Source organism: Corynebacterium kroppenstedtii DSM 44385 (genome assembly GCF_000023145.1).
GTDB lineage: Bacteria > Actinomycetota > Actinomycetes > Mycobacteriales > Mycobacteriaceae > Corynebacterium > Corynebacterium kroppenstedtii.
In genome coordinates this window covers 1,334,070-1,360,374 of sequence record NC_012704.1, presented here as the reverse complement: position 1 = coordinate 1,360,374, position 26,305 = coordinate 1,334,070, and the positions used below count along the sequence as shown (strand labels likewise).

At 56.5% G+C, this 26,305-nt stretch carries 22 protein-coding genes; 15 read left to right on the top strand and 7 right to left on the bottom strand.

What is annotated here, in order from left to right; genetic code table 11:
• The first annotated feature begins 261 nt into the window (after positions 1-261).
• Entirely contained in the window at positions 262-2,034 is a 1,773-nt protein-coding gene (locus CKROP_RS05655) for a proline--tRNA ligase (RefSeq protein WP_041628839.1), read from the top strand.
• Between the two features lie 61 nt (positions 2,035-2,095).
• On the opposite strand, the gene CKROP_RS05650 is transcribed toward CKROP_RS05655, so the two are convergent.
• Entirely contained in the window at positions 2,096-3,241 is a 1,146-nt protein-coding gene (locus tag CKROP_RS05650) for a DUF4439 domain-containing protein (RefSeq protein ID WP_012731778.1), read from the bottom strand.
• 70 nt (positions 3,242-3,311) lie between these two features.
• Between CKROP_RS05650 and rimP the strand changes: the two genes are divergently transcribed.
• From rimP to CKROP_RS05615, 8 genes are all read left to right on the top strand, one after another.
• Positions 3,312-3,881: a ribosome maturation factor RimP gene (gene rimP, locus CKROP_RS05645; RefSeq protein WP_012731777.1), complete on the top strand. Its 570-nt coding sequence runs from the start codon at positions 3,312-3,314 to the stop codon at positions 3,879-3,881.
• 112 nt (positions 3,882-3,993) lie between these two features.
• Complete coding sequence (nusA, locus tag CKROP_RS05640; protein WP_012731776.1) at positions 3,994-4,980, top strand: transcription termination factor NusA; 987 nt, start codon at positions 3,994-3,996, stop codon at positions 4,978-4,980.
• A 156-nt stretch (positions 4,981-5,136) separates the two neighbouring features.
• Complete coding sequence (locus tag CKROP_RS11110) at positions 5,137-5,466, top strand: YlxR family protein (protein WP_012731775.1); 330 nt, start codon at positions 5,137-5,139, stop codon at positions 5,464-5,466.
• A 229-nt stretch (positions 5,467-5,695) separates the two neighbouring features.
• A complete protein-coding gene (infB, locus tag CKROP_RS05635) occupies positions 5,696-8,794 on the top strand; it encodes a translation initiation factor IF-2 (protein WP_012731774.1) in 3,099 nt (1,032 codons plus the stop codon).
• 99 nt (positions 8,795-8,893) lie between these two features.
• Positions 8,894-9,361: a 30S ribosome-binding factor RbfA gene (gene rbfA / locus CKROP_RS05630; RefSeq protein WP_012731773.1), complete on the top strand. Its 468-nt coding sequence runs from the start codon at positions 8,894-8,896 to the stop codon at positions 9,359-9,361.
• Positions 9,351-10,418 (top strand): DHH family phosphoesterase, encoded by a 1,068-nt coding sequence (locus CKROP_RS05625; RefSeq protein WP_012731772.1) that lies wholly within the window; start codon positions 9,351-9,353, stop codon positions 10,416-10,418. The genes rbfA and CKROP_RS05625 overlap by 11 nt, the downstream gene beginning before the upstream one ends.
• Positions 10,415-11,761 carry an MATE family efflux transporter gene (locus CKROP_RS05620; protein WP_012731771.1) on the top strand — a complete coding sequence of 449 codons (1,347 nt, stop codon included), beginning with the start codon at positions 10,415-10,417 and terminating at the stop codon, positions 11,759-11,761. Before CKROP_RS05625 ends, CKROP_RS05620 begins: the two co-directional genes overlap by 4 nt.
• Positions 11,671-12,516, top strand: a complete 846-nt coding sequence (locus CKROP_RS05615; protein ID WP_148209647.1) for a 4'-phosphopantetheinyl transferase family protein — start codon at positions 11,671-11,673, stop codon at positions 12,514-12,516. The genes CKROP_RS05620 and CKROP_RS05615 overlap by 91 nt, the downstream gene beginning before the upstream one ends.
• A 40-nt stretch (positions 12,517-12,556) precedes the next feature.
• Here CKROP_RS05615 and CKROP_RS05610 read toward each other — a convergent pair whose 3' ends face one another.
• Positions 12,557-13,612: a tRNA pseudouridine synthase B gene (locus CKROP_RS05610; protein ID WP_012731769.1), complete on the bottom strand. Its 1,056-nt coding sequence runs from the start codon at positions 13,610-13,612 to the stop codon at positions 12,557-12,559.
• A 267-nt stretch (positions 13,613-13,879) separates the two neighbouring features.
• Between CKROP_RS05610 and CKROP_RS05605 the strand changes: the two genes are divergently transcribed.
• The 4 genes from CKROP_RS05605 (at position 13,880) to CKROP_RS05590 (ending at position 18,873) form a co-directional block, all read left to right on the top strand.
• Complete coding sequence (locus tag CKROP_RS05605) at positions 13,880-14,845, top strand: bifunctional riboflavin kinase/FAD synthetase (RefSeq protein ID WP_012731768.1); 966 nt, start codon at positions 13,880-13,882, stop codon at positions 14,843-14,845.
• A gap of 215 nt (positions 14,846-15,060) precedes the next feature.
• Positions 15,061-15,330 (top strand): 30S ribosomal protein S15, encoded by a 270-nt coding sequence (gene rpsO, locus CKROP_RS05600; RefSeq protein ID WP_012731767.1) that lies wholly within the window; start codon positions 15,061-15,063, stop codon positions 15,328-15,330.
• Between the two features lie 275 nt (positions 15,331-15,605).
• Positions 15,606-17,888: a polyribonucleotide nucleotidyltransferase gene (locus CKROP_RS05595; RefSeq protein ID WP_052292364.1), complete on the top strand. Its 2,283-nt coding sequence runs from the start codon at positions 15,606-15,608 to the stop codon at positions 17,886-17,888.
• Between the two features lie 112 nt (positions 17,889-18,000).
• Positions 18,001-18,873, top strand: coding sequence for a YwiC-like family protein (locus tag CKROP_RS05590; RefSeq protein WP_081429411.1), 873 nt, complete (start codon positions 18,001-18,003; stop codon positions 18,871-18,873).
• 5 nt (positions 18,874-18,878) lie between these two features.
• Here CKROP_RS05590 and CKROP_RS11815 read toward each other — a convergent pair whose 3' ends face one another.
• The 5 genes from CKROP_RS11815 to CKROP_RS05570 form a co-directional block, all read right to left on the bottom strand.
• Entirely contained in the window at positions 18,879-19,601 is a 723-nt protein-coding gene (locus CKROP_RS11815; RefSeq protein WP_369688110.1) for an ABC transporter substrate-binding protein, read from the bottom strand.
• Between the two features lie 35 nt (positions 19,602-19,636).
• Positions 19,637-20,608 (bottom strand): ABC transporter family substrate-binding protein, encoded by a 972-nt coding sequence (locus CKROP_RS11810; protein ID WP_272867013.1) that lies wholly within the window; start codon positions 20,606-20,608, stop codon positions 19,637-19,639.
• Between the two features lie 71 nt (positions 20,609-20,679).
• The gene (locus tag CKROP_RS05580) at positions 20,680-22,617 is read right to left on the bottom strand and encodes an ABC transporter ATP-binding protein (RefSeq protein ID WP_012731764.1); all 1,938 of its coding nucleotides are present in this window, start codon (positions 22,615-22,617) and stop codon (positions 20,680-20,682) included.
• Entirely contained in the window at positions 22,614-23,474 is an 861-nt protein-coding gene (locus CKROP_RS05575) for an ABC transporter permease (RefSeq protein WP_012731763.1), read from the bottom strand. Before CKROP_RS05575 ends, CKROP_RS05580 begins: the two co-directional genes overlap by 4 nt.
• On the bottom strand, positions 23,475-24,416 hold the full coding sequence (locus CKROP_RS05570; RefSeq protein ID WP_237698472.1) for an ABC transporter permease: 942 nt from the start codon (positions 24,414-24,416) through the stop codon (positions 23,475-23,477). It abuts the gene before it with no gap.
• Positions 24,417-24,765: 349 nt separating this feature from the next.
• Here CKROP_RS05570 and dapB point away from each other — a divergent pair, with 349 nt between their 5' ends.
• Together dapB and thyX are read left to right on the top strand one after the other, a co-directional pair.
• Complete coding sequence (gene dapB, locus CKROP_RS05565) at positions 24,766-25,518, top strand: 4-hydroxy-tetrahydrodipicolinate reductase (protein ID WP_012731761.1); 753 nt, start codon at positions 24,766-24,768, stop codon at positions 25,516-25,518.
• On the top strand, positions 25,519-26,289 hold the full coding sequence (gene thyX / locus CKROP_RS05560) for an FAD-dependent thymidylate synthase (RefSeq protein WP_012731760.1): 771 nt from the start codon (positions 25,519-25,521) through the stop codon (positions 26,287-26,289).
• Positions 26,290-26,305: the final 16 nt, after the last annotated feature.

The window sequence follows — 26,305 nt, the reverse complement described above, 5'->3', positions numbered from 1 at the left end:
AGAGGGTGTATCCAGGCGCAAAATGGCGTTAAAAAAGAAAGAATAGTTTTTATTACGTGTTGGGATTTTACCCCTATGCAGGTGTAATTACGGCTATGGTGAGCCAGGTTCGACGGAGGCTCTGATGATGGCTTTGACCGTGACTCTGGCGATGGCTTTGTTGCTAACACCGCGCTGAGATGTGAACGCGCACCTCCACCACAGAGATTGCCATCCACCGGAGCGCGACCTCACTGAAACTGTGGGGTAATGTATCGAGCCATGATTACCCGTATGTCCTCTCTCTTTGTGCGAACCTTGCGTGAAGACCCTGCAGATGCAGAAGTTCCTAGCCACAAGCTCCTTGTTCGGGCCGGTTTTATTCGACGCATCGCACCCGGTGTGTATTCGTGGCTGCCGCTCGGGCTCAAGGTTCTGCGAAACATTGAGCGGATTGTGCGGGAAGAGATGGACGGTATAGGTGCTCAAGAAATTGAATTACCTGCCTTACTTCCTCGCGATGCCTATGAAGTGACAGGTCGATGGACAGAGTACGGCGACGCCCTTTTCCGGTTAAAAGACCGTAAAAAAGGCGATTATCTCTTAGGCCCTACTCATGAGGAAATTTTTACCGAGACGGTGAAAGGCGAGTACTCCTCGTATAAAGATTTCCCCGTCACCCTGTATCAAATTCAAACCAAGTACAGAGATGAAGAACGGCCTCGCGCAGGAATTTTGCGCGGGCGGGAATTCGTCATGTGTGATTCCTACTCCTTTGATATGAAAGACGAGGGGCTAGAGGAGTCGTACCAGAAGCACCGGGCCGCCTATCAGCGCATGTTTAACCGCTTAGGCCTCGATTACGCTATCTGTGCTGCGACGTCTGGTGCGATGGGTGGGTCCGCGTCTGAGGAATTCCTCGCTGTCTCGCCCGTCGGCGAAGACACGTTTGTGACGTCGACAAGCTCTGATTATGCGGCCAATGTTGAGGCTGTCGTTACTCCTGCACCGACTGTCGACGAAAACGCGATCGATTCGATTGAGCCAGCGATCACACTGGAATCGCCTAACTGTACGACGATTGCCACGCTGGTGGACTGGGCCAATTCGAATGAGACTGTGTCCCAGCGGTTCGGTCGTGAAATCACTGCTCAAGATACCCTGAAATGCGTGGTAGTGAAGACGCGGGAACCGGGGGAAGAGGACTTCTCGTACGCCATTATTGCGATCCCTGGTGACCGCGAGGTGGACATGAAACGCCTCGAGGCCTCGCTGGAGCCGAAAGAAGTTGTCCTGGCTGAGCAGGAAGATTTCGACGAGCATGACTTCCTGCCCAAGGGCTACGTCGGTCCAGTGGGAATGGCGGAGCACGATGTGAAGGTCCTTGTTGATCCACGCGTGGTAGCGGGTACGCGGTGGATTACCGGGGCCGGAGTGGACGGCCAGCACAGCGTTGATGTCACGGTGGGCCGCGATTTCACGCCGGATGGCACTATCGAGGCCGCCGAGGTGAAAGAGGGAGATCCTGCACCGGATGGAACGGGCACGTTGCTCCTCAAGCAGGGTATTGAGATCGGCCACATCTTCCAGCTTGGCCGGAAGTACACCAACGCCTTCGAACTCGATGTGTTGGATGAGAACGGTAAGCGCTCGCGGCCCACGATGGGATCCTATGGGGTCGGAGTTTCGCGGTTGGTCGCCGTCGTTGCTGAGCAGTACCACGACGACAAGGGCCTGAAATGGCCGGTCAGCGTTGCGCCGTTCCCCGTCCATCTCGTGGTTGCGAATAAGGATGCGGAGGCAGCGGAAGCGGCGTCTACTCTCGCGGAAGAACTATCCAACCGTGGGCTCGACATTCTTTTCGACGATCGGCCGAAGGTCAGCCCAGGTGTGAAGTTCAAGGATTCGGAACTGCTGGGTATGCCCTACGTTGTGGTGCTAGGTCGCGCGTTCAAGGAAGGCAAAATTGAGGTGCGCGATCGGTTGGCCGATTCGGTGGAGACTGTCCCCGTCGACGATGCGGCAGAGCATATCGCTCGCCTCGTGAAAGGCTAACGTCGCTGTGTGAAAAATTAACGGCGGCAAGCTAACGCCGGAGGAGCTGACCAGGGTGGGGCTAGATATTTGCCGACGTCCCCATGCCTGGCAGGTGGAGGCGATCATCATTCATCGCGCTTCCCCCAGCTTTGTCGATGAAGTATGCGGCGTCCACGGCTGAAGGCGTCATCAGCGAGGAAGCTATGTCCATCGCACTACCTGTGTTCATACCCCGAGCTTGGTCGTACGTTCGAGCGCACGCAAGTAGCTCCAGGTTAATCAGGAACTGGTGGGCGGTTTCTAAGTCTGTCGGCGGGGCTGCAAATGAGTATGCAGCATCGGCGAGGGGGACGTTTTTCTGAGACACCTTCGCCTGATCCTCGAGCCATGAAATGATGCGATCCCGCGTCGCCCGGTGCTTATTCGCTGCCGACTCGATGCTCTTTTTTAGCGCAGAGTCCGCAAAGGGCAGGGCTAACTCGAACCCGTAGATAATTTGATACTCCGTCGTGAGCAGCGTGGTCATTGCGGTGACATCAGCTTTATTGGGACGACGGTTGCCACTCGATGAACCCGACGTTGCGGTGGGGCTGGATTGTGAAGCAGCATCGTTGTCCTGTGCCGTCCCCGTGTTAGCCGAGTCCGAGTCGCCCAACGACGTTTGCGCGGCGATGACCGATAGTGATGAAGCAATAGAGACAAGTAAACCGTTATTGCGTTTAGTGTCCGCTTGAGATGCCACCGAGACAACTGACGAGCGGAGATCCTTCAGCTTTTGGGATAACTCTTCGTCACTGTTGCCGCCAGCAGGTTGTGGATTACCGCTGTTGCCTTCAGAATCCAATGTGGAATCCGAGCACGTTGACGGAGAATTCCCGTCTTTATCCGTGCCACATATGCGTCGGATTTCTTGTCGTAGTGCATCCGCGTGGGCGTGAACAAAGACCGCGGCATCGTGGTGTTCTGAAGCGTCAAGTGAGCCCGCCACCCCGTTGGCCTGTGCGTAGAGGTCAGATAATTTCTGGTCAGGCTTGGTGTGCGTAGATTCGCACCCGACTAGCAGGCCGCTTCCGGAGAGCACCGTAACGGCGACGGCAGCACCTATGGCCTGCGCGGAGCGTCCGAAGAAAGCCCGCCGAGATAGGGCAGCACCGCGGTTTTCACGTGAGCTATTCTGTTTCAGCTGCTCAGCACTGCTATTCCTCGTCGTCTTCGAGCTTTTCACGTTCCTCATCACCGTTCTAGTCTCTCACAGGCGGTTAGTGGGCTTGGCTGGTACTCGTTATCCTGGTTTTATGGCTTTCCCGACGGCAGAAGAGATTACACAGCGCGTGCAACAGATCGTGGGTCCGCGTGGATTGGATGTTGAAAAGGTCGATATTAAAAAAGCGGGCGCGAAGTCTGCCGTCATTATCCGCATCGACGGTGACCAGCGCCCTGATCTGGACGTTATCGAGGAACTCTCGGACGAGATTTCCCGCAACTTCGACGCCGCCGAAAGTGATGGGGAGTTGAACTTCGGCGCCGGTTACCGTCTTGAGGTCTCGACCCCAGGTTTCGATGAACCCTTGCTCGCCGCTCGTCATTTCCGACGCCAACGGGGGCACATAGCCACGTTTGTTCTCAACCAGGCCGACGACGAACACGCTACGGCCAACGCCGCCAACGCTCGCTTCGTCGCCCGAGTCGGTGCCTTGAACGCTGACGAGACCGAGCTGGCTGTAGTTCTCCCCGGGAAGAAAGAACCGTCGGTGAAGACCTACCCACTGGACCAGATCCGTGAAGCGAAGCTCGAAGTGGAGTTTTCAACTCCGCCCGAGGCCGAAATGAGCCTCGTTAACACGCCCTTTGATCAGTTGGGATAGTGCCCGAGAATAGCTACACATGATTGCGCCACGGGCCACATTTTGCGACCAAACGACCAGTGAGTAGCCTATGGGAAGTTGAGGTTGCAGGTACAAAATCGAAGGGCTACAAGTGAACATCGACTTGAGCACGCTGCGCGCGATTGAACGTGAGCGCGGGGTGTCCGTGGAAGACATGACAGCCACCATCGCAAAGGCTCTGCTGGAAGCGTGGGAGAAGTCTTCGGGGGGTGATTCAGAAGCGCGCGTCGATGTCGATCCCGACGATGGGCATGTGGCCGTTATCGTCACCGAGCGAGACGACGAAGGTAACGTCATCGCGGAAGTCGACGAAACCCCGTCGGACTTTGGCCGTTCATTCGCCGGCACGGTCCGCGAGGCAATGGTGGCTCGTTTGCAAGAGGCAGAAGCAGACCAGACCTACGAGGAATATGCGTCGCTGACCTCGAAGGTTGTCACAGGCATTGTTGAGGCAGATTCTTTCGCGCGGGCGAAAGGGATCGTTATTGCCCGCCTTGGCACGGAAGCACACGGGAATGACGGAACGCTGCTCCCCGCCGAGCAGATCCCAGGCGAGAAATATCCTCACGGCAAGCGCCTGAAGTTCTACGTGGTCAACGTCAACCGCGGGCCACGTGGCGTGCAGATCATGATCTCCAGGACGCACCCGGAATTCGTGCATCGCCTGTTCGAGCTCGAAGTTCCCGAGGTTGCCGACGGTTCCGTCGAGGTTGTTTCCATTGCTCGTGAAGCTGGCCACCGCTCGAAGGTTGCCGTGCGATCGACCATCGATGGCGTGAACGCGAAGGGATCGTGCATCGGCCCTCGCGGGCAGCGCGTGAGAGCGATCATGGACGAACTCGGCGGCGAAAAGATCGACATCATCGACTTCGACGAGGACCCCGCTACCTTCGTCGGGAATTCTTTGGCCCCGTCGAAGGTTCTTAAAGTTGAGGTTGTTGATCCGGAGGAACAAGTCGCACGGGTGACTGTTCCGGATTATCAGCTATCTCTGGCCATCGGTAAAGAAGGGCAAAACGCCCGTCTTGCTGCACGTCTAACCGGATGGCGTATCGACATACACTCGGATACTGAATAAACGCTGGTAAGTTCGCGTAAATCAGTCTGTGACGTTACACTGTTGTATGCCCTTCCATGACGAGGGACGATGACGCACGCTCTGATGGCCTTCAGCGCGTAGTAGTCACAACAGAGAGTCATACACAGAGTTACTGCGATAGGAGAGTGGCAGAGAGTGCATCGCCAGGGTTCAACCCCCGTCCGCAAACGCACTTGCATTGCTACTCGGACGCGGTGCTCTGACACTCGCATGTTGCGTGTCGTCCTAAGGCAAGACGGTGCATCACAGGACGGCTCATCAAAGAAAGAGGCTGTGATTATTCCAGATCCTTCCCGGTCCTTACCAGGTCGAGGGGCATGGATTATCCCCACAGCCGAAAACTTTGAACGGGCTCGTCAGCGGCGTGCTTTCGAGCGCGCCCTCCGGGTATCAGGTAAGGCTGATACCCGCCAGATCGGTGAATACATCGAGTCATTGGAGTCAGGGAGCGTTACTGCCACCTAATCGACGCCAGTTTTACCCGTGTCTTTCTCTTTTCTGCACAAGGATTGAGACGGATCGGGATGGCGGACAGTACAACTAACCCGAACTCTGCACACTCAGTAGGAACCATTGAACGAAGGAAGACCTGAACACTGATGAGCACACGATGAAGCATCAGCGATGAATGTCAACAGTTAACCCCGGAGTCGACGCGGCATGAAGGCCCTCGACTCCACAAGTGAGGAGAGTAGTGCCAAAGCTTCGTGTCCACGAGCTCGTTAAACAGCTCAACCAGCTAGACAGCAGTCTTAAATTAACAAGTAAAAAGCTGCTCGCTGCGCTCGAAGAGCAGGGAGAATTTGTCAAGACCGCGTCGTCGACGGTCCAGCCTCCCGTCGTTAAAAAGATGAAGGAATACTATGGGGTGGCTGATAAGTCCTCCGGGTCACCGTCATCGAAGTCGAATCCGGCGGCCGCAGCTGCCGCAGCTGCTGCCGCAGCGGCCCATCGTAGGAATCCTTCGGCATCGCCGTCGCCTGCGTCGATGGCCAATCGAAAGAACGCTAAAGGCGGAGAAACCTCTAAGGCGAATCAGTCGGGTACGTCAACTGGTAGTGCTCAGTCGGATTCCGCTGCAGCCTCCGCATCTGCTGACAAAGCTAGTGGAAAGGCTTCCTCGGCAGCTGGTCAGTCGACGCCGGGACAGCAGCGTCGTCCGTCTGGTCCGACTCCGGGTACAGCTGCCCGTGCCTCGGGAAGCCCGAATGCTCCCCGCCCCGCACAGAGCGGTAGCAAGTCGTCCGCTCAGGGTGTTGGAAAGCCGTCTGCCTCCAAGTCAGCGGCATCGCCCAAGCCATCGGCTGGGAAATCATCGCCGAAGCCCGGTCAGCCACGGTTTGAAGAACCGACGGCGGCAGGGAAGAAGTCTCCGAAGCCCGGGCCGAAACCGAGTGATCAAGCTGCGCGTTCCCAGCGTTCGACCCCGAAGCCGGGTCAAGGCTCTCCGAAGCCAGGTGCAAAGCCCGGTGGCAAGCGAGCTCCTCGTGTAGCGAATAACCCGTTCTCCTCGGGAACACGGCCCGCCCCGCGCCCGCGTGGTGGAGATATGCCACGTCCCGGTGGAACGTCGGGTAAGCCCGGCCAGCGCGGTGGCGGTCAGCACTCACCACGCCCCGGTGCACACACGAAGCCGAGCGGTCGTGGTCGCGGTGGTAACCGCAACGAGCGCTCTTCGAAGCAGGGCAGTGGGCACGCTCCCACTCCCGCGATGATGCCATCCCACCCGAGCCCGGGTCAGATGCCTTCCAAGTCCTCGAACCACTTCGGTGGCGGTCGAGGCCGTGGCGGACACGGACCCGGTGGCGGTCCACGCGGTGGTCGCGGAGGCCGTCGCGGTGGAACCGCAGGTGCATTCGGGCGTCCCGGTGGCGCTCCGCGTCGCGGTCGTAAGTCGAAGCGGCAGAAGAGGCACGAGTACGAGGCAATGCAGGCCCCGACCGTTGTTGGTGGCGTCAAGCTGCCCAACGGTCATGGCAAGGCTATTCGCCTCGCGCGTGGTGCCTCCCTGGCTGACTTCGCGGACAAGATCGATGCTGATCCAGCCGCATTGGTCCAGGCCCTGTTCAACTTGGGTGAAATGGTCACCGCGACGGCATCGGTCTCTGACGAGACTCTGATGCTTCTCGGCGACGAGATGGACTACAAGGTCCAGGTTGTCTCACCTGAGGACGAGGACCGTGAGCTCCTCGAATCCTTCGACCTCCAGTTCGGTGAGAACGAAGGTGGCGCAGAGGATCTGACTAAGCGTCCTCCGGTGGTTACCGTCATGGGTCACGTTGACCACGGTAAGACCCGCCTGTTGGACACGATCCGTAAAGCCAATGTCGCTTCGGGCGAGGCCGGCGGCATCACTCAGCACATCGGTGCTTACCAGGTGAAGGTTGACTTGGATGGCGAGCACCGCTTGGTGACCTTCCTGGATACCCCGGGTCACGAGGCGTTCACCGCCATGCGTGCCCGTGGTGCTCAGTCCACCGATATCGCCATCTTGGTGGTCGCGGCTGACGACGGTGTTATGCCCCAGACCGTAGAGGCCATCAATCACGCGAAAGCTGCCGACGTTCCGATCGTCGTTGCTGTCAACAAGATTGATAAAGAAGGCGCGGACCCGGAGAAGATCCGTGGCCAGATGACCGAATACGGTCTCACCCCAGAAGAATGGGGAGGGGACACCATGTTCGTGGATATCTCTGCGAAGCAGGGCCAGAACATCGACAAGCTGCTTGAAGCAGTCCTGTTGACTGCGGATGCATCGCTCGAGCTGGTGGCCAACCCGGACATGGATGCTCAGGGTGTTGCCATCGAGACCCACCTCGACCGTGGACGTGGACCGGTTGCCACCGTCATCGTCCAGCGCGGTACGTTGCACGTCGGTGACTCGATCGTCGTGGGTGACGCGCATGGTCGCGTCCGTCGTATGACCGACGAACGTGGCAATGACATTACCGATGCTGGCCCCTCGGTACCCGTGCAGGTCCAGGGACTCACCAGTGTCCCCGGCGCTGGCGATAACCTCCTCGTTGTCGAGGACGATCGCACGGCCCGCCAGATTGCGGATCGTCGTGACGCACGGCGTCGTAACGCCCTGGCGGCTCGCTCCCGCAAGCTTGTCTCCCTTGAGGATCTGGATAAGGTTCTTAAGGAGACCAGCAGCCTCAACCTCATCCTTAAGGGTGATAACGCCGGTACCGTCGAGGCCCTGGAAGATGCTCTGCTTAAGCTCGACGTCGGAGACGAAGTTGAGCTCAACATCATCGACCGCGGCGTCGGTGCCGTCACCGAGACAAACGTCCACTTGGCGGCTGCCTCGGATGCGATCATCATCGGGTTCAACGTCCGTGCTGAAGGCAAGGCCACTGAGGCCGCCCACGCTGAGGGCGTCGATGTCCGGTACTACTCGGTCATCTACAAGGCCATCGAAGAAATCGAGGCTGCTCTTCGCGGCATGCTCAAGCCGATCTACGAAGAGCGTGACCTGGGTACCGCCGAGATCCGTCAGCTGTTCAAGGCCTCCGCAGTTGGTCTTATTGCCGGCTGCATGGTTGAGACAGGCGTCGTTAAGCGAAATGCGACAGTCCGGTTGGTTCGCGATGGCAATGTTGTTGCCGATAAGGCAACCGTCACATCGCTGCGCCGCGGTAAGGACGATGTCCAAGAAGTCCAGCACGGCTACGAGTGCGGTATGGTCTTGTCCTACCCCGACATCTCCGTCGGAGACAAGATCGAGGCCTACGAATTGGTCGAGGTTCCTCGGGACAAGCAGAACAAGAAGGCCTCGAAGAGCAAGTAACCATAAGCCCTTCGTTGGCCAGGGCGATCTCCTGATCGGGTGATCGGGGTGATCGTCAGGTAAACTCCCTCCACGTAGATAATGGAGGGAGTTTTTCTAATGGCTGATCGCGCTCGCGCTGCGCGCATGGCTAAGCGCATCCAAACTATCGTGGCGAACACCATCGAACATAGTGTGAAGGACCGCCGTTTAGAGCTCGTTACCATCACCGATACCCAGCTCACCGGCGATTTGCACGACGCTACCGTTTTTTACACGGTCCGTGGGCGCACTCTCGACGAGGAACCCGACCGTGAACAAGCGGCCGAAGCACTTCACCGGGCACGTGGTCAACTGCGGAAAGCCGTGGGGGACCAGCTGGGAGTTCGGTTCACTCCGACCTTGACATTCACTCTGGACACGGTCCCGGAAACAAGTGCTCGTCTCGAGGAGCTTTTGGCCCAGGCTCGACAGCGAGACCAGGAAGTTGCGCGTCAAGCCGAAGGAGCAACCCCAGCCGGGGACGCTAATCCGTACAAAACCTCGCCGCACGAGGGACGTCCTGAGAGCGAAGCGGATGGATGGTAACGATTCAACATTCATCCCACGCGGGCTGCCGGTGACAGATCGGGATGCATGGGTGTTCCTGCAGGCCATGGCCTGGGAGTCTCATGCTCTTGCCGACGACGAACGCGCTCTGCATCCCTGCGTTGTGATCAGTCACGTGCGCCCGGATGCGGATACCGTGGGGTCGGCCTGCGCTCTTGTCCATCTCATCCGTCGGTGGGGCGGCACTGCTGTGGCCGTGGACGCCGACGGTGGAGTGCCGTCATCTGCTTTCTCTGCTCTGAATACAGAGGATGTGTACGTCCCGCTCGAGGACATCCCTCGTGATCCCATCGCGGTGGTGTGCGTTGACACGGCTTCCCTTGATCGGTGTGGAGTCGCCGTCGATATGGTCGAGCGCGCCACAGAGAAAGGGCGCTCTCTGGTGATTGATCACCATGAGACCGCGACCAATTTTGGCAGCATTAACTGGGTTCACCCGGATGCCGATTCCGCAACGAGCATGCTCACGTCTTTGTGTGACATGTATTCGGAAACGATTGACCGGACCATGGCGACGGCGCTCTACGCCGGTCTTGTGACCGATACGGAGTGCTTCCGCTGGGGTGGTCCCAGTCAATTCGCGACGGCCCATCGGCTGGCTTCGACGGGAATTGATACACGGAGCGTTTCGTCGTCGTTAATTGATGACCATTCCGTTCCGTATCTGCGGATGTTGGGTGCCGTGTTGTCCGACCTGGTGTATGAGCCGTCGGCAGTGAATGGCCGTGGTTTGGTGTGGGGTGTTGTCACCGATAGCCAAGCGCAAGAGGCTGTTGAATGCGATGTCGAGTCAGTTATCGACGTGGTTCGGACGGCATCGGAGGCCGAGGTTGCGATGGTTCTGAAGGAATATCGGCCGGGTGAGATTGTGGTGTCGTTGCGGTCCCGTGGTGCGGTTAATGTTGCCCGGGTGGCGGAAGAATTAGGGGGCGGGGGCCATGCGCAGGCCGCTGGTTTAACCTGGCAAGGCACCCGGGACGGTTTTATGGATGCTTTTCGACAGCGTGTGAACCAAGAGGAGAAAAACGGTCGATGAGTAGTGATAACGTCGATCATTCTGTCGATTCCGGCAGGGATGGCGACGGGGTTGGTGTTTGGAAGATCTTATCGATCGCTCTTCCATCTCTGGGTGTCCTGGCGGCCACCCCTATTTATCTCTTGTTTGATACGGCCGTGGTGGGGCGGCTAGGCAAGACGGATTTGGCTGCTCTTGCTGCAGCAACGACCATTCTTGCCCAAGTCACCACGCAGCTGACCTTTTTGTCCTACGGGACGACTGCTCGCGCGGGGCGTTTCTATGGTGCAGGCCGACGCGATAAATCGATTCAAGAAGGCATGCAGTCGACATGGATCGCTGTGCTCGTGGGAATCGCTTTGGCGGCGGTGATTTGGATTCTGGCCCCGGTGTTGACGAACTGGTTGGCGGATGATCCCGGGGTAGGCAAAGAGGCGACGAGGTGGCTGCGTGTTGCGTCGCCCGCGGTGCCCCTGACTCTTATGACCATGGCGGGGAACGGTTGGCTGAGGGCGGTCCAAAATGCCAGGTACCCGCTGTATTTCACCTTGGCGGGGGTCGGCCCAGCGCTTATCCTGGTGCCGATATTGGTAATGCGGTTGGGGATCGTCGGTTCCGCTCTGGCCAATGTCACCGGTGAGACTATTACGTCATTGTGCTTCCTCGTCTGCCTGATACGGGAGAACAGCAAGTACGAGAATTCGTGGAAACCACGATGGTCGATTATGAAAGACCAATTGGTGATGGGCCGTGACCTGATCGCACGCTCACTGAGTTTTCAGCTGTCCTTTATTTCGGCGGCCGCTGTTGCTGGTCGTTTCGGCGCAGCATCTTTGGCAGCCCACCAGGTGTTGTTGCAGCTGTGGAACTTCTTAACCATGGTTCTCGATTCGTTGGCTATTGCCGCGCAGGCGTTTGTCGGTGCTGCTCTCGGGGCGGGGCAGTCGACTAATGCGAAGGCCGTGGGGCGCTCCATTATTAAGTGGTCGTCACTCTTTGCCGTGGTTCTCGCCGGTGGCATGTCTGCTGGGTATTACTGGATTCCCCGCCAATTCACCCATTCGGAGAGTGTGCTCGACGCAATGGCGGGGCCGTGGTGGCAGCTCGTGGTTCTGGTCCTCCTGGGCGGTTTTGTTTTCGCCCTCGACGGGATTTTGCTCGGCGCCGGCGACGCCATCTTCCTCCGTAACGCGACCCTGGTGTCGGCCTTGGTGGGCTTCCTACCGCTGACCTGGATTTCCCTGAGCCAAGGTTGGGGACTAGTTGGTGTCTGGTGGGGGCTTATCACCTTCTTCTTGTTCCGCTTGGCGACGACCACGCTCCGATTCCTCCGCGGAAACTGGGCTCGAGTGGGCGCGCAGTGATCCCGACGGTGTTCTTCCCCAACGGCTGTGCTTGGTCTGAATTGCGTGTCCCTGAGCCGACGCAGCCGTCACGCAACGCGCAGTGGCCGTCCGTCAGCCGTAGGAACTGGGACGCTTTGCATCCCCAAGAACGCGCTTATGTCAGCGACGCTGTGCCGCTACGGCGGGCGCAATTCGCTGACGCACGCGCGTGCGCCATAAACGCTTTATCGGATCTCACTGGGTATGGCCACGCTGACACTGTCATCGGGAAGGGCGAGCGTGGAATGCCTCTGTTTCCCCACGACATTGTCGGATCGCTGACTCACACGACAGGTTTCCGCGCAGCGGTCGTCGCGCGAACCGATACGTTGAAGTCCGTCGGCGTGGATGCGGAAGTAGCCAAGCCACTACCTGACGGTGTGTCCGATGCTGTTCTTACCCCTCGCGACCTGCAACATATCGCTGCCGTGCAACAACATGGACAACAGGATGTGCAGCACCACGTGGGAGATTTACAGTTGTCGTCGGCAGAAAAGATCTTGGGAACAGTGGTCTTCTCGGCGAAAGAGGCGCTCTATAAATCGTGGTTTCCGCTGGCCCGGGTTTTCCTTGATTTTGCCCAGGCAGACATTGAACTCCACCACGACGGAACATTGACCGCGTTCGTCCATCATGACGTGGCTTGTGGAGCGGTGCCACGGACGATACCGGGGCGATGGATGGTCAGCTCAGGGTACGTCGTGACAAGTACGTGGATTACGCCGATCGCCTAGCTCGAGCGCGGCCCGCGGTGGTACTCATGACAAGGTGAGTTTATGACAAGGTTGCCGGGCGGGCGACGAACACCGTTTTCGCTATCTTGCCCTCGTTCTTCATTAAAGCTATAGCGTGTCCATCGGCTGATACCCCCGCGTAGACATCCTTCAGATCCGACGCAGGAATACGTTTCCCCATCGAGACCGCGGTGGCTTCGTCGTCCCTCAAGTGCCGGATGGGGAAGGACCGAGTAATGGCCTGGTCGAGGGAATAGCTGAGCGATGCCCGTGGAGTTTCGCCGGTCAACTGTTCGTCGCGAATCCGCTGCTCGGCTAGGGACTGCTCGTCGCGCAATTGGTCGAGTGTCTTGGCGTCGTCGAGACTAAAAGAGCCGACTCGTGTGCGACGAAGTGCCGTCAGATGTCCCCCAACTCCCAGTATTTCGCCCAAGTCCCTCGCGAGTGCGCGAATATAGGTACCTGAAGAACAATCGACAGTGACGTCGAGGTCGATCACGGTGACATCCTCATCGCCATCGTTGTTATCGCCGCTGTCGATAGTCGCCGTCCTCATATCACGAATATCAAAGGTGGAGACGGTGACGGGCCGCGGGGGAAGAGAGACTTCCTCCCCAGATCGCACACGGTCATAAGCGCGACGGCCGTCCACTTTGATGGCACTCACGCTGCTCGGTCTTTGCATGATATCGCCGGTGAGTTGCTCGCGGGCCCGGTCTATCCGCTCGGGCTTAGAAAGCAATAGTGATAGGCGCTCGCGAGTGGACGGGCTAATGAGGGGACGGGCTGCTGCTTGGATGGAGTTCTCCTCAGAGTCATCGGGGTAGGGGATCGGTTCTCCCTCCGCATCGTCGGTCGTGGTGGCGAAACCGAGGCGGATGGTGGCGTCGTACGATTTCGTGTTCGCCACTAAGTGCGTCATAAATTTTGTGCCGCGCTCAATTCCAAGGATTAAGACACCGGTGGCTGCCGGATCGAGCGTTCCAGCGTGCCCAACCTTGCGCGTCCGCATCAGGCGGCGCATCGCCGAGACGACATCATGGCTCGTCATTCCTGCGGGCTTATCGACGATGACAATGCCGGAGCGGTCCAGCATCGATGAATGCGTCGACGAACTTGCGTTGTGTGATGCTTCGCCGCGTGGACGCTGTGTACGTGGACGTGTTGTAGAGGACTGGCCGTGGTTCTCTGAGGCATTCACGGGGTTTAGCGTAGTTGACGTCTTCCTCATGGAGCGCGAAGGACCATGAGCCCGGGAGGACTGTGGGGGCGGGGGCCATGAGCCGGGGAGGGGAGCGTCGGCACTCTTGTTTATATCGGGGCCGTATCGCAGAACTTCGTCCCTGTGACGTACGCTATTCACGTGGATATTTGGCACGGGTTGGATAACATACCGCAGTCCCTCGACGCGTCCGTCGTCACGATTGGTGTGTTCGATGGTGTTCATCGTGGGCATCGTCGGCTTATCGGTACTGCTGTCCGTCGTGCTCGTGAACTAGATGTTCCCTGCGTGTTGATGACATTCGAACCCCACCCGGTCAAGGTATTCGCACCGGAACGTACTCCGCGGCTCTTGGGTAGTCTGAAGGACCGTCAAGCGATGGCGGAAGAGCTGGGCGTGGATTATTTCCTGACTGTTGATTTCACGCGAAGTTTGGCCGCCTTGAGCCCCACTGAGTACATCGAGCAGGTCCTTGTCCATCAGCTTCATGCCCGGGCCATCGTGGTTGGCGAGAACTTCACCTTTGGCCACAAAGCAGCAGGGACGTCTCAGACGCTGGAAACCGAGGGGCCTCTGTATGGCTGCGATGTGGACATTGTGCCGCTGTTGAGCGAGGATGGCCACACGATTTCCTCGACATTCATTCGCTCTCAACTTGATCAAGGACATGTCGACGAGGCCGCGTGGGCTCTCGGGCGCCCATATTCCGTGTATGGCGAGGTCGAACACGGCGCCGGGCGGGGAGGCCGCGAACTGGGGTATCCCACGGCCAATCTCTATATCAGCCCGGAGCGCGCGTTGCCTGCAGATGGTGTGTATGCCGGCTGGTTCACGATTGATCCTGGAGAGACCGTCGACGGAGACATGGAGCCGGGAGTTCGGTATCCGACCGCCATTTCTGTGGGCATGAACCCAACATTTAACGACGATCGTCGGTCGGTTGAATCTTTTGTGCTGGATAGGCACGCGGATCTGTACGGGCTGTATGCGACGGTCGAGTTCATTGATTACGTCCGGGGAATGGAAACATTTTCGGGTGTTGACGAGCTTCTCGCTGCCATGCACCGCGACGTCGACGCGGTACGGGCGATGACGGCTCGTAAATAGGCGCGGAAAACAGGAGCAGAGTCCGGCGCTTCAGTATTTCCAGGGTTTTGTATCCCCTTGGCTTAGGCCCTTTGGATGGTATTTCGAGTCCATCCGAACATGTGGTAGCCTCGTCCGAGTATCAACTGCGGTCCGTTGCAGTTGTGAAAGCTGTGCCTCTTTGCGGCACGGCGCATACGGACTGAAATAACGACCTCAATTTTAGGAGTTTTCCTATGGCTTTGTCCGCTGCAAAGAAAAAAGAAATCCTTTCCGAGTTCGGTCTTCATGAGACCGACACCGGTTCAACCGAGGCTCAGGTTGCCTTGTTGACCGAGCGCATTCGTCAGCTGACGGAGCACCTTCGTGAGCACAAGCACGATCACCACTCACGTCGTGGGCTTATGCTCTTGGTCGGTCGTCGCAAGCGTCTGTTGAAGTACCTGGCTGCTAACAACGTCGATCGTTACCGTAACCTGATTGCTCGTTTGGGTCTCCGCCGTTAATTACGGCGTCGGCCATTCTGACTCGGTTCTGCACAGTGCGGCGGGGCCGAGTTTTTCATATCTGGAGCTCGTCGGCGGTGCTCGGACATGATTGTGGTATCGGTAATGAAGCCTCCCGTAGAGGTAGCTCGGCGTGTTCATACCCCGTCGTCCTGCTCTTCCAGGTTTCACCTGCTAAGATGAGGTCGCCTGAAGATATATGAAGAAGAGATTTCTCGTTGGCGACACCGATGATCGCCCGGGGCACCCATAGAGAAGGACGGATTCCCCCTTTTATGACCAATAATCACTCCGTTTTTTATGACGAAGAGTTTGGCACCCATTCTGTCGAAGCCACGATTGACAATGGCGACTTCGGCTCACGCACTATTCGATTAGAGACCGGACAACTAGCTCGCCAGGCGAATGGTTCCGTCGTCGCGTATCTCGACGAAGACACCATGATGCTGTCGACGACGACCGCATCATCCAAACCCCGCGAGGGCTTCGATTTCTTCCCGTTGACCGTTGACGTGGAAGAACGCATGTACGCCGCTGGCCGTATTCCTGGCTCTTTCTTCCGCCGGGAAGGCCGCCCAGGCACCGACGCCATTTTGGCGTGCCGCCTGATCGACCGCCCGTTGCGCCCCACCTTCGTGAAGGGATTGCGTAACGAGGTTCAGGTCATCGTCACCGTGATGTCCTTAGATCCGAAAGACATGTACGACGTCGTCGCGATCAACGCGGCATCGGCGTCGACCCAGCTTTCGGGCTTGCCCGTGTCGGGCCCGGTCGGTGGCGTGAGAATGGCTCTCATCGTCGACGACGATCATGAGGATGGTCAGTGGGTTGCATTCCCCACCCGCGAACAGCACGAATCCGCGTTGTTTGAGATGGTCGTTGCTGGCCGTTTGACCGACGAACAGGTCCCGGAGAAGCCACGCAAGGGACGTCGTCGCGGTCGCAAGTCGAGTCCACGGAAGAAGACCGACAATGTTGCGATCATGATGGTGGAAGCGGGAGCGACGGAAACCGTCGTTGAGCGTGTCAATGATGGTGCGCCTGCCCCCACCGAGTCCGTCGTCGCTGAGGGGATTGAAGCAGCAAAGCCCTTTATTGCTGAACTATGTGGCGCTCAGCAGGCTCTTCGCCAGGCTGTGGATCCGGAGACCGAGGAATTTCCTCTGTTCCCGCCCTATGGTGCCGACGTTTTGGCCGCTGTCGATTCTGAGGCCAAAGGGCGTATCAGCGACATTATGTCCATTGCTGATAAGCAAGAGCGCGATGAAGCTCTTTCGTCAGACATGGATGACACGGTTGAGGCGTTGCTCGAAGAGTTCCCGGAGCGTGAAGCGGAAATCCGTGCCGCTCATAACGCCGTAACAAAAGAGGTCGTCCGGTCGCGTATTTTGGCCGACGGCTTCCGCATCGACGGTCGCGGCGTCGAGGATATTCGAGATCTCGATGTTGAGGTCGATCTTGTTCCTCGTGCCCATGGCTCGTCGCTGTTCCAGCGTGGTGAAACCCAGATTCTCGGGGTGACGACGTTGGATACGCTGAAGATGGAGCAGCAGGTTGACTCCTTGGGACCTGTTGATCACCGTCGCTACATCCACCACTACAACTTCCCGCCGTACTCCACCGGTGAGACGGGCCGTGTTGGTTCCCCGAAGCGTCGTGAGATTGGGCATGGTGCGCTGGCAGAGCGCGCTCTGAAGCCAATGATCCCGTCGCGCGATGACTTCCCGTACACCATCCGTCAGGTCTCCGAGGCGTTGGGTTCTAACGGTTCCACCTCGATGGGGTCGGTGTGCGCGTCGACGTTGTCCCTGTACAACGCTGGTGTTCCGCTGAAGGCTCCGGTTGCAGGTATCGCAATGGGCCTCGTGTCCGGCGAAGTCAAGGGGAAGATGACATACGTCACTCTCACGGACATCCTGGGCGCTGAAGATGCCTTTGGCGATATGGACTTCAAGGTCGCGGGCACGGAAGACTTCATTACCGCGCTTCAGCTGGATACCAAACTCGACGGCATTCCGTCGGACGTTCTTGCTGGTGCGTTGAAGCAGGCTCGCGAGGCTCGGCTTGAAATCCTCAACACGATGGCTGAGGTCATTGATGAGCCCGACCCGATGAGTGACTATGCACCGCGCATCACGACGATCTCTGTGCCGGTCTCGAAGATCGGTGAAGTGATCGGCCCCAAGGGCAAGAACATTAACCAGATCACGGAAGATACCGGTGCCCGTGTGTCCATCGAGGACGACGGTACTGTGTTCATTTCCGCCACCTCCGGTGGCTCGGCTGAAGCCGCGGTCGACCGGATTAACGAGATTGCCAATCCTCAATTGCCGAAGGTGGGGGAGCGGTTCTTGGGCACTGTGGTGAAGACCACGGCGTTCGGGGCGTTCGTGTCAATCCTTCCGAACCGCGATGGGCTCGTGCACATCTCGAAGCTCGGTGGCAAGAAGCGTATCGAGAAGGTCGAGGACGTCGTCAACGTCGGTGACAAGCTCGAGGTTGAGATCGCCGATATCGATAATCGCGGGAAGATCTCGCTGGTTCCCGTCGACGACTAATTTTGGCTAATACCCGCTCTTGGATAATCAGAGCGGGTCGCCGTTAATGGGCCCTCCCATGTAGTTTTGAGCTTCTTGTTAAGGCTCGGCTAACGGTTATACACTAATTCGCATGGCACGTGCAGTTAGTCCCTGGGTACCTAACCAACATGGGGCGTGGGCAATGCTTCTGCTTCCCATCATCATGGGAATGAGCTTAGGCATTCGTACTTTGGTAAATGACTCATCATCGGCCGGTGCAGTGATCATGGGGGTAACCCGGTCGGTAGTGTTATTAATAGCCTGGGTAGTCGGCTATTTTGCGTTTTTCGCGTGGGGGCTCTGGGTTAAGATACCGCCGCCGCGGAACGGCCGGTCATCCGAGCGTAAACAGAAGGCTTTTGTAGCAACAGCTACGTACTGTGCAATTACGCTCGTGGCAGCGCTCATTACTGTGGCGCTTCGTCCGAGCCTATTGTTGTGGGCACCCGTGTTCGCCATTGTCATGGGTGTTGCGCTGTGGGAAGTCGTCAGAAAACGCCCACGTTCTCTGCTTTCAGGTATTGCGACGGTGGTTGCGTCCGTATTGATGGTTCCCGTGGCAGACCACACGATCCGGGGGAGTATTAACGGAATCGCGTGGTGGTGGGCCCTCATGTTAGGCATCTACTTCACGGGGACGATTATTTATGTCAAGACAATGATTCGTGAGCGCAACAACCCGCGTTATTTGACGTTCAGTATCGGATACCACGCGGTATTTGTTCTTATTTCCCTCGTGTTTGCCGTCTTGGCATCGTGTGGGGTTCTCACAGGATTCGCGCCCTATACAGGTCTGTGGTGGACCGTGGGAACCTGGTTGCTTGTTATTGCGGCCGCCATATCACTGTTTCGTAGTTGGGCTGTACCCCGCTCGGCGCACAATGGTGGGAAGTGGACGCCAAAGCGGGTGGGGAAAACTGAGCAGCTCGTTACCCTCGGTGTCGTCATAGCACTCGTGCTGTAGGGGGCCTACTTCTTCTTCCACCCGATGTCCTGCAGTTTGACGCTGCCGAAGAACTTAGGGCCGAAGTTAACGAGGTCCGGGTTAGCCGCCGTAATGGATGGCCCATTGGTCACCGGCATAATCCCGTACCGCGCGAACGCCTCTTTTTCGAGTTCATTGGCCCGACGGATTTGTTCATCTTCGGTCGGAAGTTTCTGCAGCTCATTAATCTTTTCATCCATCTCCGGGGTACCAGTTCCGGATCGATTCAGCTGAGAATCAGAGGCATAGGTCTGCTGGAAATACGCGACGCCATACGGGTCCGACTGGCTAAATCCCATCGGGAACATATCGAAGTCACGACGCGTAACAACGTCGGAAAACTCCGAGCTAGGCCGCTCCTGGATCGATAGCTGCACACCAATATCGGACATCATCTTTTGTGTTGCTTGGGCCGTTGCCCGGGAGAGGCTGTCATCGCCAAGCAGCACATATTTCAGCTGCAGTTTCTTTCCGTCTTTCCTCCGGACACCGTCGGACCCAGGTTTCCACCCATCCTGTTCGAGTATCTGTTGTGCTTCGTCTTTATTGAACTTCACGACGGCACCGAAGTTGTCGTCATATCCCTTCTGACGGCTGAAGAGCTGGAACGAACCAGGCAGTTTCTCCGAGTATCCCATGCCATTGAATCTGATGGTCGCGAGCTGTGACCGATCAATTCCCGTCATGACCGCCTTACGAACGTTAATGTCGGAGAGAATATCTGACTTCGCGTTGAGAGTGATTAGCGACGTAAACGGTGCGGCCCGGTGCGAATGTCGACGAGCTTACCCATCTTTTCTGCTGTTTTGAGCCGCTCACGACTACCCACCGAAGCTGCGTCGATTTCACCGGCGCGCAAGGCATTGATCGAGGCCTGTGGTTCCATCTGCCGGAACGTAATGGAATCGAGTTTTCCTTTATCGCCCCACCACTTATCGTTCCGTTTAAAGACGACTTCGCCTTTTTTAAAGTTAACATGGTCAACGGTGTAGGGCCCAGCGCCCCATTCAGGATGCAGAGTGCTTTTATATGCGTTATTGAACTTCTTCGCATCCGAAACTTGTGGAGGAAGCAGTATATTGAATAGACCTTTCCACCAGGGATAAACCTGGGAGAACGTCACTACTGCTTGTTTATCATTCTCACCGGGCGTAACAGATTCGATGAGCTTGTATCCGTCGGTGGAGGAGGGGATGTAATCCTCATCAGTCCCGTTGTTTGCCTTCCACGTGTTTTCAAAAGCACGCCAGTCAATCGGTGTGCCGTCGTTGTACACAGCACGCGGATTGATGGTGTAGGTCAGAACCGTCTTGCCAGAACTTGTGTCTTCCTTAATATCAGTCACATAGTCATGGTTCGGAGAGAACTCACCACGCGGGGTGTACATAGCCAATTGAGGGTTGTAATACGACCATATCGTGGTGGTGTACGCGGTACCGTCACCATGGAAAGGATTCTCTTGGGTCGTTAATTCGTCAATGGCTAAATTGAGATGCCCACCATCTTTTATTTGGTCTCGGCTCGTCGGTTTGTAGTCGGCAATTTGGTCATATCCCCGGTTAGAGCCTTCAGCGTCGTCGTTATAACCGCAGGCAGTCAGAGACATGCTTGATGTCGAAACAATCACGACGAGGGCCATGATGACCTTCGCGCGCACGCGCCGTTGTGCGTGTCGAACGGAGTGCCGCAGGGGCGCGAATAAGGGGACGTTCACGGTTTTACCTTCCGACGAAGATCTGGCGGGTTGATGGATAACTCGATCACGATGCATGGCCACGACACTCACTACTTGGCATCCACAGTATGGACAGATCGGTCGTGCGCTGCGTGTGGATCCGGAATCGGGATAGCGGCCAACAGCTTTTTCGTATATGGGTGCTGGGGATTGTCGAAAATGTCGTCGGTATTTCCCTGTTCGACGAACTCTCCTTGGTACATCACCGCGACACGATCGCTGATATGTCGAACGACGGACAGATCGTGGGCAACGAACAGATAGGAAAGTCCTAACCGACGCTTGAGGTCGTCGAGGAGGTTGATCATCCCGGCTTGAATTGAAACGTCGAGGGCCGATACCGGTTCGTCCAGCACGATGAGTGCAGGATTTGTTGCCAGAGCACGGGCAAGACCAATGCGTTGCCGCTGACCACCAGAGAACGCACTGGGGAAGCGGTCGATATGTGCAGCGTTGAGGCCAACAAGCTTCATCAACTCGGTCACGCGTTCGTTAACGTCCCCGTCGAAACCAAGGCTCTTTAATGGCTCGGTAATAATCTCGCGCACCGTCATGCGCGGGTTGAGAGAGCCCATAGGATCCTGGAAGACGATCTGTATATTCTGACGAGCCTTCAGTCGTGACTTCCGAGTGAAACGAGCCGCGGATTCCCCGCACAGTTCGATCGCAGTTCCTTCTGGCGGATTCAGATCCATGATCTCTAGGAGTGTGGTTGTTTTTCCGGATCCCGATTCGCCGACGATCGCGAAGCATTCGCCTTGTTTAATGTCGATATCGACGCCACGAACAGCGTGAACGGTACCCACACGTCGCTTAACGAGGGCACCCTTGAGTAACGGGAACTCCTTGCGGAGGTTCGTCACAGACAACACAGTCGACCGTTCGTTCCGTGGCGTTCCGGCGAGAATGTCATCGGCGAGGACAGGTGGCGGATACATCCTCGTATTGTCGATCATTTGATCAATAACCTCATGGGACCGGAAGCATGCTGTGTTGTGGTCGGGCTTATCGTCGAGGGGAATCGCGAGAGGCTCTTTTTCCCGACACTTGTCGATAACGACGGGGCAGCGGGCCGCGAAGGGACATCCCTGTGGGAGATCGATCAGCATAGGCGGGTGCCCAGGAATAGTGGGAAGCGCTCCTCCCGCCTGTTTGTCTACGCGGGGAGTCGATTCCAGCAGCCCAATCGTGTACGGCATCTTTGGGTTGTGAAATATCGACGACACATCGGCGCGTTCCACGGGGCGGCCGGCATACATGACGAGCACGTCGTCGGCCGTTTCTGCGACGACGCCCATATCGTGCGTGATCATGATCGTCGCCGCACCTGTCTCCTTCTGCGCCACCTTGATCAGGTCCAGAATCTGCGCCTGGACGGTGACATCCAAAGCGGTGGTGGGCTCGTCGGCAATAAGTATGCGCGGATTATTCGCGATCGCAATGGCGATGACGACGCGCTGCCGCATACCACCGGAAAACTCATGCGGGAAGGCTTTCACACGCTTGTGTGGCTCCGGAATGCCGACCATATCGAGTAGCTCAATAGCGCGCTTCCATGCGTCGGACTTTGACATGGAGGAATGGCATTGAATGGCCTCAACGATTTGTTCACCAACGTTGAACACCGGCGTCAGGGACGACAGCGGATCCTGGAAGATCATGCCGATGTCTTTCCCGCGGATGGCGCTCATGTCCTTATCGTTCATGCCGATGAGCTCGCGGCCGTCAAGTTTGATTGAGCCGGAAATCGCCGCCGAGTCAGGCAAAAGCCCCATGACCGCCAGAGAGGTGACGGATTTACCTGATCCCGATTCGCCGACAATCCCGAGAGTGCGTCCCGGGTAGAGGTCGAAATCAACACCGCGAGCGGCGTGGACAGTTCCCGCCTCGGAGGGGAAACGAATGGTGAGTTCACGGACGGAGAGAATAGGCTTTTCAGCTTTTTCAGTCGACCGCGTCTGAGTAGATGACAACGCTTCAGATGTCATGAGACATGTCCTCCAGCAGCAGAATAGGGATCCAGAGCATCGCGCAGGCCGTCAGCGATAAACGCCATGGAAATTGTCAGGAGTGTAAGGATCAGGGCCGGGAAGTAGAACTGCCACGGTGATGCGTCGACGGCTCCGGTACCGACTGTTAACAAAGTGCCCAGAGATACGTCGGGGAGCTTCACTCCTAGCCCGAGGAATGACAAGCCGGTTTCTGTCATCACCGTCGCGGGAAGTCCGAGTGCAAATTGAATAATTAAGAGCGAACCAATATTAGGAATAAGGTGCCTAATCACGATGTGGGGAGTATTGACACCCATATATTGGGCTGCTTTGACATAGTCATTCTGTTTGACTGATAACGCCATTGACCAAATGACGCGTGCGGGATAAATCCATCCGAAAATGATCAGAACTAATATCAATAGCTTCCAGTCTCCACCCGAACCAGACACTAGTAAAGCAATGATCAAGAAGGAGGGGATCGCCAACATAAAGTGAATGAAGGTCAGAATGATCTTTTCCGCGATGCCACCCAAGAGTGCGGCGATACAGCCGATGAGCGCGGAGAGAATAGACACACCGAGGGAGACTGTCACAGCGATGATGAGTGACCGTCCTAACCCGTGGATTGTCTGGGCGAAGAGATCATTTCCTGAGTCTGAGGTCCCAAACCAGTGTTCAGCGCTCGGGGCAGAGGCGAGGTGGAGAAAATCCGGTTCCTCATAACTCCACTTCGAAATATAGGGTCCAAAAATCGAAGCGAAAACCAGAATAAGAAAACCAACGACGCCGATAAGGGCCAGTTTGTTTCGCGCGAAACGACGCGCGTATAAGGCAGTTTTATGCTGAGCCATTTAACTCACCCTTACCCGGGGATCTAAGATCACTACAGTTATATCTGCGAGAATTGCTGCCACTGCGGTTGTGAAAGCACCGAAGGCGGCAACGGCTACCGTTCCGTATACGTCATTGTGCGATAACGCCGTAATGAAATAATCGCCCATTCCCTGCCAGGCGAAAATCTTCTCGGTCATAATGGCGCCGGTGAAAATTCCTGGAATAGAGAACGCCACTGAGGTAGCCACCGGAATAATCGACGTCCGCAAGGCGTGTTTCCGGATAGCTTTTCGCCGGGGCAGACCTTTTGCCCGGGCTGTGCGGACATAGTCGGCGTTGAGGTTATCGAGGAGCAGTGAGCGCTGCATCATGTGGTAGCCCGCGTAGCTCACCAACAAGAGTGAGAACGTCGGTAGCGCGACGTGCTGAAGAAAGTCGAGGAGCGTCGGAAAGAATCCGTGGACGCCATATTTCGATGCGCCGGTGACATAAAAAATTCGGGAACCAGTGATTCGGTTGACCCATAAACCAAAGGCCACCGTAATGATCGATGCGACAACGATGTGGAGGTTCATGGTGACAATCGAAATTCCTTGCCAAATACGATCGCCCATTTTGTATTGATTACTCGCGGTATAGACACCGATAGCGACACCAATGATGACGGATAACACTGTTGCTAACAGAAGAAGCTCTGCCGAGACCCAGATACGAAATGAAATCTGCTGGTTAACAGACTCGCCGAGGGGAGACTCTCCCCAATCCCAGTGAAACAAGATATTTGATAACCATGTCCACCACCGTTCGAAAAGCGGTGTGTTATCGGAGAGATTCAGCGGCTGAAGTGTGCGTTGAATTTGATCCTCTGGCAGCGGAGGTCGTCTGCCGACATAGTTTGACTTGGGATCTAGGAATGCGGTTGCAAGGAAGAATGTGATGTTAGTGGCAATGAAGATGATGGCGAGCTATCCGCCTAGCTTCTTCACCAAATATTTCGTCATAGTCAGGGGCCTCATCGTCACGAAGACAAGCTTTACGCATTGAAATGTAAAACTGATTGATGACGAGGCGTTGCTATATGTCGAAACAAAGAGGTTACAAAATGTTTCGGTTGTATTACGTCGCGGTCTCTATCAAGCTGAGCTGGAAGAACATGACTACGATTCGTGACGTTAATCGGGGCCACTCAAGAAGTGGGGCAACCGTCCGGGGGCAGTTCGGTATCGTGCCAGAAGGGGTAGACTAACGCCGTTGCGGTGGCCGCGGCCACCTACAAGACAGATATATCCACTAATGATGGGAGAAATAATGACTTCACCACTCAAAGTCGGTGTCATCGGTGCTTCGGGGAATGTAGGACAAACACTCGTTGCGGCATTGAAGGGGGAGTCAGACCTTGAACTCGTTGCTGCGGTGGACCACGACGATTCCTTGGATACGTTGGTTGATTCTGGTGCAGAAATCGCCATCGATTTCACGTCACCCTCAGCTGTGATGGATAACGTTAAATTCCTCATTGACCATGGAATTCACGCAGTCGTCGGAACGACGGGATGGACTGATGATCGTTATGACCAGGTCCGTGAATGGCTCAAGGATTCGCCCAAGACAGGTGTCTTAGTTGCTCCGAACTTTGCTATTTCCGCGGTATTAACGGAGAAATTAGCGGAAATAGCTGCGCCATATTTCGACTCTGCCGAAGTAGTAGAGATGCACCACCCAGGCAAGAAGGACGCGCCGTCGGGCACTGCTATTCACACGGCACAAACAATTGCTCAGTCGAGGGACAAGGCTGGGTGTGGCGATCAGCCGGATGCTACCGAGCAAGCACTTGACGGAGCTCGTGGAGCGTCGGTAGATGGAATTCCTGTCCACGCCATCAGGATGAAAGGTGCCGTTGCGCACGAAGCAGTTATCTTCGGCTCCCAGGGGCAGAGCTTGACGATCCGTCAAGATTCTTACGATCGCACCTCATTTGTTCCCGGTGTTTTCCTGGGAGTGCGCAAAGTGCCTGAACACCCAGGCTTAACCATCGGTTTGGATTCTTTCTTGGGGCTGTAAATGGCAACACCTAAGCCATGTGAAGTGTCTCTTATTGCCCACACGTCTTTTACTCTCCCCACGGGGATGGACTTGGGCTTTATTAAAGACTCTTCCGATGCGGATTCATTAGTCGAGTTTGCGGGCCGCGCCTGCTATGAAACATGGGATCGCCCCAACCCCCATACAGCGTCGAATGAAGCCTATATTCGGCACATTATGGAGGTAGGGCATACCGCTCTCCTTGAACATCCGACGGCGACGTTTTATATCCGGGGGCTGTCCCGGGGGTGTGCCCATGAATTTATGCGGCACCGTCACTTGTCGTTTTCTCAGCTCTCACAGCGCTTCACGCCGGATGATGACATTGATGTCGTTGTCCCCGCAGAAATTGCGAAAGACAAACAGTTAACAGATTTGTTCCTCGAAGCGTGTGATGTGGCCAGAGATACCTTTTCGGAGCTACTGAGCAGCCTCGAGAAAAAGACTCCGGGTGGGGCGTCGAGACGTGTGAATGCCCTGTTGCGTCAGAAGCAAGCGCGGCAAGCAGCGCGGGCGATTTTGCCGTCGGCAACCGAAACTCGGTTGGTGGCCACGGGAAATTTTCGGACGTGGCGTCACTTTATCGGGATGAGAGCGACGGAAAATGCGGATCAAGAGATCCGGCACTTAGCTATTGCGATCTTGAAAGAGCTTCAGTCGGTGGCTCCTCATGCTTTCGGTGATTTTTCTGTGACCGAGCTCAGCGACGGGAATGAGGTCGCAACAAGCCCGTTTGTTAGTGAAAGCTAGTTGTTTGTGCCCGTGC

What these genes read in the sequence shown, in the direction of transcription:
- CKROP_RS05625 (WP_012731772.1), top strand. Translation starts at nt 9,351, where the DNA reads ATGGATGGTAACGATTCAACATTCATCCCACGCGGGCTGCCGGTGACA.
- thyX (WP_012731760.1), top strand. Translation starts at nt 25,519, where the DNA reads ATGGCAACACCTAAGCCATGTGAAGTGTCTCTTATTGCCCACACGTCT.
- CKROP_RS05655 (WP_041628839.1), top strand. Translation starts at nt 262, where the DNA reads ATGATTACCCGTATGTCCTCTCTCTTTGTGCGAACCTTGCGTGAAGAC.
- dapB (WP_012731761.1), top strand. Translation starts at nt 24,766, where the DNA reads ATGACTTCACCACTCAAAGTCGGTGTCATCGGTGCTTCGGGGAATGTA.
- CKROP_RS05620 (WP_012731771.1), top strand. Translation starts at nt 10,415, where the DNA reads ATGAGTAGTGATAACGTCGATCATTCTGTCGATTCCGGCAGGGATGGC.
- rpsO (WP_012731767.1), top strand. Translation starts at nt 15,061, where the DNA reads ATGGCTTTGTCCGCTGCAAAGAAAAAAGAAATCCTTTCCGAGTTCGGT.
- CKROP_RS05590 (WP_081429411.1), top strand. Translation starts at nt 18,001, where the DNA reads ATGGCACGTGCAGTTAGTCCCTGGGTACCTAACCAACATGGGGCGTGG.
- rimP (WP_012731777.1), top strand. Translation starts at nt 3,312, where the DNA reads ATGGCTTTCCCGACGGCAGAAGAGATTACACAGCGCGTGCAACAGATC.
- CKROP_RS05595 (WP_052292364.1), top strand. Translation starts at nt 15,606, where the DNA reads ATGACCAATAATCACTCCGTTTTTTATGACGAAGAGTTTGGCACCCAT.
- CKROP_RS05610 (WP_012731769.1), bottom strand. Translation starts at nt 13,612, where the DNA reads ATGCTGGACCGCTCCGGCATTGTCATCGTCGATAAGCCCGCAGGAATG.
- CKROP_RS05575 (WP_012731763.1), bottom strand. Translation starts at nt 23,474, where the DNA reads ATGGCTCAGCATAAAACTGCCTTATACGCGCGTCGTTTCGCGCGAAAC.
- CKROP_RS05580 (WP_012731764.1), bottom strand. Translation starts at nt 22,617, where the DNA reads ATGACATCTGAAGCGTTGTCATCTACTCAGACGCGGTCGACTGAAAAA.
- rbfA (WP_012731773.1), top strand. Translation starts at nt 8,894, where the DNA reads ATGGCTGATCGCGCTCGCGCTGCGCGCATGGCTAAGCGCATCCAAACT.